14 protein-coding genes are annotated in these 12,905 nt (G+C 47.0%); 4 read left to right on the top strand and 10 right to left on the bottom strand.

Going from position 1 to position 12,905, the window contains the following annotated elements; all coding sequences use genetic code 11:
- Nucleotides 1-63 precede the first annotated feature (63 nt).
- The 6 genes from mltG to AUL54_RS17545 form a co-directional block, all read right to left on the bottom strand.
- Nucleotides 64-1,155, bottom strand: a complete 1,092-nt coding sequence (mltG, locus tag AUL54_RS17570; RefSeq protein ID WP_060964675.1) for an endolytic transglycosylase MltG — start codon at nt 1,153-1,155, stop codon at nt 64-66.
- Between the two features lie 110 nt (nt 1,156-1,265).
- Nucleotides 1,266-1,547, bottom strand: a complete 282-nt coding sequence (locus AUL54_RS17565) for a DUF1292 domain-containing protein (protein ID WP_003152751.1) — start codon at nt 1,545-1,547, stop codon at nt 1,266-1,268.
- Between the two features lie 12 nt (nt 1,548-1,559).
- Entirely contained in the window at nt 1,560-1,976 is a 417-nt protein-coding gene (ruvX, locus tag AUL54_RS17560) for a Holliday junction resolvase RuvX (RefSeq protein WP_016938833.1), read from the bottom strand.
- An 8-nt stretch (nt 1,977-1,984) separates the two neighbouring features.
- Nucleotides 1,985-2,251, bottom strand: a complete 267-nt coding sequence (locus AUL54_RS17555) for an IreB family regulatory phosphoprotein (RefSeq protein WP_003152749.1) — start codon at nt 2,249-2,251, stop codon at nt 1,985-1,987.
- An 84-nt stretch (nt 2,252-2,335) separates the two neighbouring features.
- Nucleotides 2,336-4,972 carry an alanine--tRNA ligase gene (alaS, locus tag AUL54_RS17550; protein WP_060964674.1) on the bottom strand — a complete coding sequence of 879 codons (2,637 nt, stop codon included), beginning with the start codon at nt 4,970-4,972 and terminating at the stop codon, nt 2,336-2,338.
- Nucleotides 4,973-5,303: 331 nt separating this feature from the next.
- Nucleotides 5,304-6,365: an AI-2E family transporter gene (locus tag AUL54_RS17545; protein WP_060964673.1), complete on the bottom strand. Its 1,062-nt coding sequence runs from the start codon at nt 6,363-6,365 to the stop codon at nt 5,304-5,306.
- A 218-nt stretch (nt 6,366-6,583) separates the two neighbouring features.
- On the opposite strand from AUL54_RS17545, the gene AUL54_RS17540 reads away from it, so the two are divergent.
- The 4 genes from AUL54_RS17540 to AUL54_RS17525 are packed head-to-tail and all read left to right on the top strand — an operon-like array spanning nt 6,584 to nt 9,543.
- Nucleotides 6,584-7,312 carry an amino acid ABC transporter ATP-binding protein gene (locus AUL54_RS17540; protein WP_060964672.1) on the top strand — a complete coding sequence of 243 codons (729 nt, stop codon included), beginning with the start codon at nt 6,584-6,586 and terminating at the stop codon, nt 7,310-7,312.
- A 20-nt stretch (nt 7,313-7,332) separates the two neighbouring features.
- Nucleotides 7,333-8,160: a transporter substrate-binding domain-containing protein gene (locus tag AUL54_RS17535; RefSeq protein WP_060964671.1), complete on the top strand. Its 828-nt coding sequence runs from the start codon at nt 7,333-7,335 to the stop codon at nt 8,158-8,160.
- 57 nt (nt 8,161-8,217) lie between these two features.
- Entirely contained in the window at nt 8,218-8,868 is a 651-nt protein-coding gene (locus AUL54_RS17530; protein WP_060964670.1) for an amino acid ABC transporter permease, read from the top strand.
- 18 nt (nt 8,869-8,886) lie between these two features.
- Entirely contained in the window at nt 8,887-9,543 is a 657-nt protein-coding gene (locus tag AUL54_RS17525; RefSeq protein WP_060964669.1) for an amino acid ABC transporter permease, read from the top strand.
- A 34-nt stretch (nt 9,544-9,577) separates the two neighbouring features.
- On the opposite strand, the gene AUL54_RS20875 is transcribed toward AUL54_RS17525, so the two are convergent.
- The 4 genes from AUL54_RS20875 to recD2 all read right to left on the bottom strand — a co-directional run bounded on the left by AUL54_RS20875 (nt 9,578) and on the right by recD2 (nt 12,890).
- Entirely contained in the window at nt 9,578-9,709 is a 132-nt protein-coding gene (locus tag AUL54_RS20875; RefSeq protein ID WP_003152741.1) for a YrzQ family protein, read from the bottom strand.
- 21 nt (nt 9,710-9,730) lie between these two features.
- Entirely contained in the window at nt 9,731-9,922 is a 192-nt protein-coding gene (locus AUL54_RS17520; protein WP_003152738.1) for a hypothetical protein, read from the bottom strand.
- A 12-nt stretch (nt 9,923-9,934) separates the two neighbouring features.
- Complete coding sequence (locus AUL54_RS17515; RefSeq protein WP_060964668.1) at nt 9,935-10,393, bottom strand: PRC-barrel domain-containing protein; 459 nt, start codon at nt 10,391-10,393, stop codon at nt 9,935-9,937.
- A gap of 118 nt (nt 10,394-10,511) precedes the next feature.
- Nucleotides 10,512-12,890, bottom strand: a complete 2,379-nt coding sequence (gene recD2 / locus AUL54_RS17510) for an SF1B family DNA helicase RecD2 (protein WP_060964667.1) — start codon at nt 12,888-12,890, stop codon at nt 10,512-10,514.
- Nucleotides 12,891-12,905: the final 15 nt, after the last annotated feature.

Below are 12,905 nucleotides of genomic sequence, written 5' to 3'. Positions count from 1 at the left end.
AACCCGATATATTTTATCATAAAACCTTTCAGAATGGAATAAAAGGAGAGCTTTTGCCCTCCTTTATTCACTGTCTTTTTTGGAAATATACTTTTCCTTCGCTTTATTATGATCTTTTAATGTTTTCGTGAATACGACCTCACCGTTAGATTTTGCCAGGAAATAGAGATAATCCGTTTTGTCAGGGTTAAGAGCCGCTTCCCACGATGAATCCCCGGCGTTTGCAATCGGTCCCGGCGGCAGCCCCTTATGTTTATACGTGTTAAACGGAGAATCAATTTTCAGGTCTTTGTAGAAGACCCGGCTCTTATGCCTGCCGGCCGCATATAATACCGTCGGGTCAGTCTGCAGCGGCATTTTTTCTGCAAGTCTGTTGTAAAAGACGCTTGCGATTTTGTGACGGTCGGCTTTGGCAGTGGCTTCCTCTTCGATAAGCGATGCCATCGTCAGGGCGTTATGGACGGAAAGTTTCTTTTTTCCCAGTTCAGATTTATATGTTTCGATTCGGGTGTTTGTTTCCTGAACCATTGCCGTCAAAATCTTATCAAGCGATGCATCCGGATCATTAAACGGATATGTGGCCGGATATAAATAGCCTTCGAGCGGATGCTTAAGCTTCTTGTTTGAAAGAGCATCCGTTATTGTATCAGGAAACTGTTTTTTCAGTTTGTCGATAAATGTTTTGTCGTCCAGTTTTGCCATGATCTCTTCTTTTGAATATGATGTTTCTTTTGCGATCGCGTCGGCAATCTGTGTCAGCTGTTTTCCTTCGGGAACGGTGATCTGAAAGGCATACCCCGCAGATCCCGCGGTCAGTTTTTTGATAATCGCATCCGCGTCCATTCCTTTATTCAGATGGTAAAATCCCGCCTGAAATCCGGAAGCACCTTTATACTTCACATACAGCTGAAATGCTTTTTTGCTTTTGATGACATGCTGATCCTCAAGAATTCCGGCGATTGCCGAAACCGAAGAACCGCTCGGAATATTAATATTAACTGTCGTTTTGCTGCCTTTGTCAACCGGGGACAGCAGAGATTTTCCATAGAAAAAAGCACCGCAAATGATGATGATCAGAGCGATCACGGAGGACAGTATTATCGTCGTTTTTTTGTTTTTGCGCAGAAATGAATGTTTAGTCTGATTGATATTCATACAAGTATTTTCCTCCCAACAGCTCTTATACTACATGATTCGCGGGCATTCGGCAATTTATTACAAAAAAAGCCGAAGCGGCATATGCGCTCCGGCTTTTTCTGTTCATTTTATTCTTCGTCTTCTTCCGCTAAAAACGTATTCAGCGTTTCTTCGATCATTTCCCACTCTTCATCAGTTTCAATCGGCATCAGTTCGCCGTCTTCGCCGTTTTCGTTCGGCTCGAAGCTTGAAGCGTGAATTTCGATTTCATCATCGTCTTGAGCATCAATCGGATAATAAAGAACGTAAGATTTGTTGAATGTGTCGTTTTCAAATGTAAACAGAACTTCGCAAAGCTGTTCGTTACCTTGATCATCGACAATTGTAATGTGTTTTTCGCCGTGTTCCATTTCTTTCACCTCTTAGTTTAAACTGTCCAGATATCCTTGAAGGATCATGACAGCCGCCATTTTATCAATGACTTTTTTTCGTTTTTGCCTGCTGACGTCAGCCGCGATCAGCATTTTTTCAGCCGCCATCGTCGTCAGACGCTCGTCCCACAGCACAACAGGGACATTGTACGCTGTTTCAAGCAGTTTCGCAAATGTTTGGCTGGCTTCGCCTCTCGGACCGATCGTCCCGTTCATGTTTTTCGGAAAACCGAGCACGACCTTCTCTACATTATAGTCTTTCATCAGCTCGGATAAACGGTCCAGACCGTAATCTCCTTCAGCTTCGTTTATTTTTATCGTCTCAATGCCCTGAGCGGTCCAGCCCATCTCATCGCTTAAAGCGACGCCGAGTGTTTTCGTTCCCAGATCAAGTCCCAATATTCTCATGAGTGTATTTACGCCTCTTTATGCTGTTCTAGATAGGATTTTACCAATTCCTCAATTAATTCGTCACGTTCCAATTTGCGAATTAAGTTTCGGGCGTCGCGATGCCTAGGAATGTATGCAGGGTCTCCAGACAGCAAGTATCCGACAATCTGGTTGATAGGATTGTACCCCTTTTCCTGAAGCGCATCATATACTGTAATCAGCACTTCTTCGACGTTTGTTTCAGCAGAATCATCGGAGAAATTAAATTTCATCGTTTTATCAAACGAGCTCACCGTTTTGCACCTCTTTCCCAAATTCGCAGGCAAAGTTCAGCCTGAGGTCCTCATCTTATCTTCATTCTACACTAGTTGAAAGGATTATAAAACGGATTTTATCCAATCTTCCGCAGATGCGAGCGCCTCTTCCAATTTCTCAGGCTGCTTTCCGCCGGCCTGCGCCATGTCCGGACGGCCTCCGCCTCCGCCTCCGCAGACTTCTGCCGCTTGTTTGACCATTTTGCCGGCGTGAAGGCCTTTTTCGATCAGGTCTTTTGTTACGCCCGCTGACAGGTTGACTTTGTCATTTTGCACGGCGCCGAGAATGATGACCGCAGAACCGAGCTTCGCCTTCAGGTCATCCACCATTGTGCGAAGGTGGTTCATGTCTTTCGCGTTTACTTTTTCAGCCAGCACTTTTACGCCGCCGATGTCTTTTACTTTAGACAGAATGGCTCCGGCTTCCACATTGCCGAGTTTGCTGAGCAATGATTCATTTTCTCTTTGCGCTTCTTTCAGCTCCGCTTGAAGAGACTGGATTCGCTTCGGCACGTCTTTTACATTTGATTTCAGCTCGTCCGCAGCGTGCTGCAGGAGGCTGAGCTGGCTGTTCATTTCCTGATAAGCGCCTTTTCCTGTCACGGCTTCAATTCTTCGCGTACCTGCGCCGATCCCTGATTCGGATACGATTTTAAACAGGCCGATTTCAGCCGTATTCGTAACATGGCATCCGCCGCAAAGCTCAATGCTGTAATCTCCGACTTGTACGACGCGGACGATATCGCCGTATTTCTCGCCGAACAGGGCCATTGCGCCCATTTCTTTTGCTTCATTGATCGGTTTCAGATCAATCGCTACCGGAATGCTCTCCCAGATTTTTTCGTTGACGATTCCTTCAATGCGTTCAAGTTCTTCTTTCGTCACTTGACCGAAATGAGAGAAGTCAAAACGCAGACGGTTTTCGGTAACGAGTGAGCCGGCTTGGTTGACATGTGTGCCGAGAACATCTTTCAGCGCCTGATGCAGAAGGTGGGTTGCCGTATGGTTTTTCACCACGCCGCTTCTCATTTGATCTTCAACTTCAGCCGTGACGCTTGCGCCTTTTTGAATCGTGCCGCTATCCACTGTGCCTTCGTGGACATGCTGGCCGTTCGGAGCTTTTTTCACGTCTTTAATGGTTACGACAGCCTGTGCGCTTCTCAGCACTCCTCTGTCACCGATCTGTCCGCCGCTTTCAGCATAGAAAGGCGTTTCATCAAGAAGAATCTGAACGGTATCCCCTTCATGCGCCTCGCTGATTAATTGCCCGTCATGAAGAAGCTCGATCACCTTCGCTTCAGCTTTTACGGAACTGTAGCCGACAAACGTGCTTTCTGCAGTAATGTCGCGCAATGCGCCGCCCTGCACCTGCATGCTTCCTACATCTTGGCGCGCATTTCTCGCCCGTTCACGCTGTTTTTCCATTTCGGCTTCAAAGCCTTTATGATCAACCTTCATTTGCTCATCTTCCGCGTATTCCTCCGTCAATTCAACAGGGAATCCGTACGTATCGTACAGTTTGAATACGTCTTTTCCGGAGATGATGCCGCTGCCTTTTTCCTTTTCTTTCTTTATTACGTCAGATAAAATGGCAAGACCTTCGTTCAATGTTTCATGGAAGCGCTCTTCCTCCGTTTTGATGACTTTGGCGATAAACTCTTGCTTTTCTTTCACCTCCGGATAGAAAGCGTCCATAATTCCAGCAACAGTCGGTACCAGCTCATACATAAACGGACGGCTGATACCGATTGTTTTCGCGTATCGCACAGCCCGGCGAAGGAGGCGTCTCAGAACATACCCGCGCCCTTCGTTTGACGGCAGAGCTCCGTCGCTTACCGCAAATGCGACCGTTCTGATATGATCGGCAATTACTTTAAAGGCTGTGTCCTTCACTGCATCCTTTCCGTAAGCATCTCCGGAAATGCGCTCTGCCGCTTCAATAATCGGCATAAACAAATCAGTGTCAAAGTTTGTCGGAACGTCTTGAATAACGGAGACCATCCGTTCAAGCCCCATGCCCGTATCAATGTTTTTCTTCGGAAGCGGTGTGTACGTGCCGTCCGGATTGTGGTTGAACTCTGAAAATACCAGGTTCCACACTTCAAGATAACGATCATTTTCGCCGCCCGGATATAATTCAGAATCTGACGGGTCATTGCCGTACTTCTCGCCGCGGTCATAGAAAATTTCCGTATTCGGTCCGCTCGGGCCTTCGCCGATATCCCAGAAGTTTCCTTCCAGGCGGATGATTCTTTCTTCCGGAACGCCGATTTTTTCCGCCCATAGCGTATAAGCTTCTTCATCCTCAGGGTGAACCGTTACAGACAGCAGCTTCGGATCAAAGCCGATCCACTTTTCGCTCGTTAAAAACTCCCATGCCCACGTGATGGCTTCTTCTTTAAAATAATCGCCGATGGAAAAGTTTCCGAGCATCTCAAAGAACGTATGGTGGCGCGCCGTTTTTCCCACATTTTCAATATCATTTGTGCGGATTGATTTTTGCGCGTTCACAATTCTCGGATTCTCCGGCACAACGCGGCCGTCAAAGTATTTTTTCAGCGTCGCAACGCCGCTGTTGATCCACAATAAAGACGGATCTTCATGCGGAACCAATGAGGCGCTCGGTTCAACGGCATGGCCTTTTTCTTTAAAAAAATCTAAAAACATTTGACGCACTTCAGCAGAAGTTAAGTGTTTCATCTATATTCCTCCTTATCACTACCCGAAATTCTCTTTCGCGACAGCAAAAAAGCCCTCTCCCTATGCAAACCATGCGTTCACACAGGGACGAGAGCTGTCTCGCGGTACCACCCTGATTACAGGCCGAAAAAGGCCCGTCACCTTTCATCCCGTAACGCAGGACTGCGGCAGCCTTTAACTGCACTCAGGATTAGCTTCGGCCGATCTTCTGCTGAAGCTCCTTTCAGCGTATCGGAGCTTCTCTCTTAAACAGGGCTTCGGCGTACTCATATCCGTCACTCGAGATTCGTATGTATTCTACTCGAAATTATAGACAAGCAGAACCCGAATGTCAATGTTCCGTCCTGATCCGCAAAAAGTGAATGGCCGTCACTTTTAAAACGGCTGCTGCAGGAACAGCGAGAATCATGCCGGGAATGCCCGCAAGCTCTCCTCCGGCAAGAAGTGCAAGCATAATCACGACGGGATGCATTCTGAGACTGCGCCCGACAATGAGCGGGCTCAAAATGTTTCCTTCTATAAATTGAAGAATAAAAATCGTGACGATTACGATGATCACAGCTTTAGCAGAAATCGCCAGCGAAAGGAGCAGCGCCGGAACAGCGCCGATAAACGGACCGAAATACGGTATGACATTCGTAATCCCGATGGCAAGACCTAAGATCAGCGGATAAGGAAGGCCGAACAGCCAGAAAGAAACGCCGGCTATTAATCCGAGCAAAAAACAAACGAGAACCTGCCCGCGGATATAGTCGCCGAGAGAGTCGTCCACATCCCGCAGAAATTCACTCCCCCTTTTCCTCCAAGACTTCGGCGTCAAATACCAGACCGTCTTTTTCATGACGTCTATATCCTTCACCATATAGAAAACGAGAAAAGGAATCGTCGCCGCGATCAGGATATAATCAAGCACGAAACGGATGCTTCTGATCGTGCTCTCAATCGTGCCGGCAAGAAACGTTTCTGTCTGCTGAATCATTTTATCCATCCGATGGTGCATGCCGTCAGGCCAATGATCCGTATGATTATGCAGATGCCTCAGCATGATGTTGTAGTTTTCAGCAAGACCGGGAATGCTCTCAGACAGATCCTGCAGCTGTTCAATTAAAACAGGAACCCCTTTATAAGCCCCCCAGCCGATTCCGCCGAAAAACAGGCAATAAATCAGAAGCAGGCTTAAAGTTCTAGGCATCCCTTTCTTATGAAGCCATTCAGTAATCGGAAGCAAAAGATAAGCAATAAATACTGCAATGAATATAGGAATAAAGAGAGATTTTATAACAAGCCATACGGGTGACCATAACATATCGAGCATACAAAAGACATACACTGTTAACAAAACGAGCAGACATACAGCCGTCCACATTAAGAGCTGCAGCGGTTTTTGAAGCATGATGTTTCACCTCTTGCTTTATCTTTTGACAGAAAGCCGGAATTATTCCCGTTTCCTAAAGTCCGCCTTATGTCGCAGACCTCATGACGGAATTAATTATCTGAAATTACTAAAAAGTTTGAATATATTTTCCGGAAATTTGTATAATCATCGTAACGTTAAAGAAATTTCCATAACTGTTAGTTAATATGACGCATGTTTTTCTAAGGAGGATGACCATGATCTCATTTCAGGATGTCAATAAGCACTACGGACAGTTCCACGTGCTGAAGAACATTAATCTGCACATTAAAAAAGGGGAAGTCGTCGTTGTCATCGGACCATCAGGATCCGGAAAAAGCACGCTTCTCCGCTGCATTAATCAGCTGGAAACGGTTGATGGAGGCGTTTTAACGGTAAACGGCGCCTCCATCCATGACAAAAAAACGGATATGAATAAAGTCCGCCGCAATATCGGCATGGTGTTTCAGCATTTTCATCTGTATCCGCATAAAACCGTTCTGCAAAACATTATGCTCGCGCCGATCAAAGTGCTCAGGCAATCAAAAGAAGAAGCAAAAGAAACGGCCTTATATTACCTGAAAAAAGTCGGCATACCCGACAAAGCGGACGCTTACCCTTCACAGCTTTCAGGCGGCCAGCAGCAGCGCGTCGCCATCGCCAGAGGACTTGCGATGAAGCCCGAGGTGATGCTGTTTGATGAACCGACATCCGCGCTTGATCCGGAAATGATCGGAGAAGTGCTGGATGTCATGAAAACACTCGCAAAGGAAGGCATGACCATGGTAGTCGTCACACATGAAATGGGATTCGCCAAAGAAGTGGCTGACCGCATCGTGTTTATCGACGGCGGTTCCATCTTAGAGGAAGCTGCACCGGCTGAGTTTTACGAAAGCCCGCGTGAAGAGAGGGCGCGTTTATTCTTAAGCCGTATTTTAAATCACTGAAAAGAAACGGGGGAACGCTTATGTCACGCGTAACAAAATGGTTATCTTTCGGATTGATCTCACTGCTGGCCGTCTTGATGCTGGCCGCCTGCGGAGGGAAAGAAACGTCCGGGGATTCAAAGGGCACGGGAAAAGACACGTTAGCTTCTATTAAAGACAGAGACAAAATCATCTTCGGCGTTAAAACGGATACGAGATTATTCGGACTGAAAAACCCAAGCTCCGGGGATATCGAAGGGTTTGATATTGATATCGCCAAACAGATTGCAAAAGATATTCTGGGAGATGAGAAAAAAGCGGAGTTTAAAGAAGTGACGTCAAAAACGAGAATTCCGATGCTGCAAAACGGCGATATCGACGCCATCACGGCCACGATGACGATAACGGATGAGCGGAAAAAAGAAGTTGATTTCTCAGACGTTTATTTTGAAGCCGGGCAGTCCCTCCTCGTCAAAAAAGGAAGCCGCATCAAAAGCACCGAAGACCTTGGAAAAAGCTCAAAAGTATTGGCGGTAAAAGGCTCCACTTCCTCACAGAACATCAGGGAAAAAACGCCTGACGCCTCAGTGCTGGAATTTGAAAATTACGCCGAAGCGTTCACTGCGCTTAAAGCGGGACAGGGAGATGCGCTCACAACGGATAATGCGATTTTATACGGCATGGCGGATGAAAATAAACAATATCAGCTGACAGGCGGCACATTCACCGATGAACCTTACGGAATCGCCGTTAAAAAAGGCCAATCCGGACTCGTCAAAGAAATCAACGCCTCTTTGAAAAAAATGAAAGCCGACGGCAGGTACGGAAAAATCTATAAAAAATGGATTAAAGAAGAACCGGCAAAATAGAATCGACCGCGGGATGAGCAGACATGCTCATCCCCGTTTTATAAGGAGTGACAAAACATGAACTTTACAATCTTAACGGAAAACTTCGATATGTACCTGGACGGTTTCCTGCACACATTGCTTGCGAGCTTCATCGCGCTGGCCGGCAGCTTCGCTCTTGGTGTTCTGATCGCAGTCATGAGAATCACGACGTTCAAACCCCTCCAATGGATCAGCACTGCGTATGTGGAATTTATCCGGAACATTCCGCTTCTCCTCATCACATTCGTTTTTTATTTCGGACTTCCGAACGCCGGATTGAGACTGGACGGCTTTCAGGCGGGAACGATCGCGCTTACGATTTATACGTCCGCCTTTATCGCAGAAGCCATAAGAGCCGGAATTCAGACTGTCTCCAAGGGACAGATGGAAGCGGCCAGATCGTCAGGCTTCACCTACAGTCAGGCGATGAGATACGTGATTCTCCCTCAGGCTGTTAAAATCGTGATTCCCCCGCTCGGAAACCAATTTCTCAACCTTGTCAAAAACTCATCAATTCTCGGAGTGGTGGCGGGACTGGATTTGATGTATCAGGCCGATCTCGTTTCTTCAAGCACTCTCGTCGTGTTTGATGTTTATATCTTTGCGGCGCTTTTTTATTTGATTTTAACGATACCGCTCAGCATCGGGGTTCATTATTTGGAAAGACGCCTCGGAAAAAGTGATTAAAGAAGGAGAGTGAAAAACATGGATTTTAGCGGCGCCTATACACCTGACCACCTGCTGTTTTTATGGAACGGCTTTTTGATCACGCTTTATGTTGCGTTTATTTCCATTGTCCTGAGTTTTATTTTCGGGCTTGCCGCCGGCACTTTGCGCTATGCGAAAATCCCTGCCGTCTCTGGCATTATAGCCGCCATTGTCGAAACCATCCGCAACCTGCCGCTGTTGTTAATCATTTTCTTTACGTTTTTTGCCCTTCCGGAAATCGGCATCAAACTGGAAATGACCGCAGCCGCCATCACAGCGCTGACGATTTTTGAATCAGCCATGCTGTCAGAAATCATCAGAAGCGGTTTGCAATCCGTTGAGAAAGGCCAGATTGAAGCGGCGCGTTCTTCAGGACTGACCTACACGCAGACTCTTTTTCTCGTCATCATGCCGCAGGCGCTCAGGCGAATGGCTCCTCCGATTGTGAGCCAATTTATTTCTTTATTAAAGGATACATCACTTGCGGTGGTCATCGCTCTGCCCGAGCTGATTCATAATGCGCAGATTTTAAACGGACAAAGCGCTGACGGGGGTTATTTTTTCCCGGTTTTTCTGCTGGCGGCCCTGATGTATTTTGCGGTCAATTACAGCTTATCTCTTCTAGCCAGGCGGCTGGAAGCGAGACAAACGTAAAAAGGATACTTCGAAGAAGTATCCTTTTTACTGCTTAGAACATTTTCATAACTCGTCTTCTCATCCGTTTCATACCTTTTTTATTCAGCATATCGGACTGAGAAGCCATACGATACATAACGGCTCCAGCTCCTAAAGCCAATAGAGAAGTCATTGTTCTGCCCATCGCGCGTATCTCCTTTCAACATTAAAAATTGATACTGCGTTCGTCTTCAGAAAACAAATCATCAAGACTGCTTAACGTGCCGTCTTCCTCTACTTGATGTGTCGCAATTTTGCCTTTGGCCACCGTCAGCTCTATGAAGCAGCCCCAGCAATAGTATTGGTTTACGCCGATTTTGCCGATATCTTTACTTTTGCAGTTCGGACATACAAGCACAGACTACACCTCTTATCCGTTCAGGACGATGCCGTCTTTCCCCGCTTCAATAAGCGTATCGGCAGCGCGCCGCACTTGGCGTCTGCCTGCCAGATCTGAAAAGAAGCCGTCCGAGAGTTCATATGCTACGATTATGCCCTTGTCCAAACAAAAGTATACATCTTCCAGCAAACCGAACATTTCACCATCAGGCGATTTCACCGGCTGCATCTTAATCTGTTCAAAGGTGAAACAGCTCTTCGGCAAAGGCTGCAAGTGAGCTTCGGCGGCAGCTACGGCTTCTTGTTCCATCTCTTTTATATCACTGGCTGCTAAAAAAAGATGGCGGTTGTGAAACAGGCGTTTCTGCTCAAGCACGAAACCGAGAAACCGGCCGTCAAGAGAGAAACACACATCCGATATCATCCCCAGGCTGCGCCGGGTGTGTTCGTCATATACGGTTCGTCCTTCAGCTGCATGGCATGTTCTCAAAGTGTGATCAACCACCTTTTGTTGAACACGTATAGGTTTTGCCAAGAAGCCGGGCGCCATACTTTGAAATGACTTCCACAGGCGAAAACCCGGCGCATGAACATACGCCGGGTTTTATTTACGCTTTTTCTTCCATAAAGTCAAAAGGCGTGATGCCTTCCATTCCGATATTTGCATCGTAAACACTGAACGGCAGCTCTTTTTGCAGGGCGGCCAGTTCTGCATCCATCTCTTCAGTCTGCTCTGTGAGCCTGTTTTTAAGTGACGTCTGTCTGACGGTGGCATCATTGTTTTTGACGCCCCATTCAAGCGCTTCTTCTTCTCCGCAAAGAATCAGAAATTTTTTGGCTCTTGTAATGGCGGTATAAAGGAGATTTCTCCTGAGCATTCGATAATAGCCTTTGACGACAGGCAGGACGACAATCGGAAATTCGCTGCCCTGCGACTTATGAATGGAACAGCAGTAAGCGTGGGTAAACTGGCTGAAATCCTTTTTTGTAAAGGTGATTTCGTTCCCGTCAAACGAGACGACGACCATGTCTTCTTTTTCCGTATTTTCTTTGGCATAAAAAATGGACACGATTTCGCCGATATCTCCGTTAAACACATTGTTTTCCGGCTGGTTGACAAGCTGTAATATTTTATCGCCCGTCCTGTAGACGACATCTCCGAATTTCAGCTCCCGCCTTTTTTCTTTCGGCGGATTCATGATGTCTTGAAGAAGCACGTTCAGTTCGTTAATTCCCGCTTTTCCCCTGTACATCGGCGCGAGCACTTGAATGTCTTTAGAAGTATACCCCTTTTTTAGCGCATTTGAGACGACTTGATCCACGACTTCTTTAATTTGTGAAGAATTACAGCGGATAAACGAGCGGTCCTTTGTCGGCGCGGTCAGCCCCTTGGGAAGCAGTCCCTTTTTCATATCATGGGCAAGTTCAACGATGGATGACCCTTCGGCCTGACGATAAATATCTGTCAGACGCACGGTCGGCAGCACCTCAGAAGCCAAAAGGTCTCTCAGCACCTGCCCGGGCCCTACGGAAGGAAGCTGGTCTTCATCACCGACGACGATAAGCTGAATGTGCTTAGGGAGCGCCTTAAAAAAATGGCTGGCGAGCCAAATATCGAGCATACTCGCTTCGTCTATAATAATCAGTTTCCCTTCAATCGGCTGATCTTCATTGTAGGTAAAGCCTTCAGCGCCATTCCAGCCGAGCAGCCTGTGAATCGTAACAGCCGGCAGACCCGTAGATTCGCTCATTCGCTTTGCGGCTCTTCCGGTCGGCGCGGCAAGCAGCACCGGAAATGCTTCATCTTTTTTATAATCACCGGGGTCAAGCGATACTCCGTGCAGTTCACTGTACAATTCGACGATGCCTTTGATAACGGTCGTTTTTCCCGTGCCCGGTCCCCCGGTCAGTAAAAGCATCGGTGAGGACAGCGCTTTTTGAATCGCATCCTTTTGGCTCGGAGCGTATTGTACATTCATCCGTTCTTCCAGTTCACCGAGCGCAAGAAGAAATTCCGATTCAGGAAACTGATCGGCATACTCCGTCTGGGCCGCAATGTCGAGCACGCGTTTTGCGACGTTTTGTTCCGCGTAAAACAAAGACGGAAAATAGCAGCGTTCTCCTTCTATGACGATGTCCTTACTCTCCCCGAGGGCGATGATGCCGTCAGCCGCATCCATTTCCGTGACGCGGCCGCCTTCAGCTGACTGATTCAGAAGCGTTTGCGTATTGATAATCAGCTGCTTTGTCTCTATGTACGTATGACCTTCTGAAAGACACGTTGATTCAATCGTATATAAGATAGCCGCTTTGACCCGCTCCGGGTGGTTTCCTGACAGCCCCATTTTCCCGCCCAGTTCGTCGGCTTTAACAAAACCGATGCCTTCCACGTCCTTTACAAGCTGATAAGGATTTTCCTGAATTTTCTCCAAGGTTTCCGTTTCGTATGCCTGATAAATTTTCATGGAAAGCTGAGGTCCGAAACCGTATTGGTTCAGAGAAATCATAATCTGTTCAAGCCCCTGATGCCGCTGCAGCTCTCCCGCCAGTTTGTCCGCTTTCTTTTTTGACATTTTCGGCACATCATAAAGCACCGATGCATCAGCCAGAATTTTATTGAGCGCGCCGTCTCCAAGCTTTTTGACGATTTCTTCCGCGGTTTTTTTTCCGATTCCTTCAAACAGATCACTTGATAAATAATGAATGATCCCTTCTTTTGTGGTCGGAATTTCTTTTTTAAAGTGTTCAGCCTGAAATTGCAGGCCGAACTTGGGGTGTGTGGCGGTTTTTCCGTAAAATGTGTAAGTCTCATCTTCTTGCAGCAGAGGGAAGTAGCCCGTTACGGATACGACCTTGTCTTCGATCGCCTCAGACGTTTCTGCAACCTTGACTTTCAGCACTGTATACAGGTTGGTGTCATTGTGGTAAATGACCGTATGAATGACGCCTTTTACATACGGCTGTTCCTCGATGTTCAGCTGATCCACGAGCCTTCCCTCCTT

Origin of the sequence: Bacillus sp. SDLI1 (assembly GCF_001553895.1) — a bacterium.
GTDB lineage: Bacteria > Bacillota > Bacilli > Bacillales > Bacillaceae > Bacillus > Bacillus siamensis.
The sequence above is the reverse complement of the archived record's forward strand: the minus strand, read 5'-3'. Positions and strand labels throughout refer to the sequence as shown.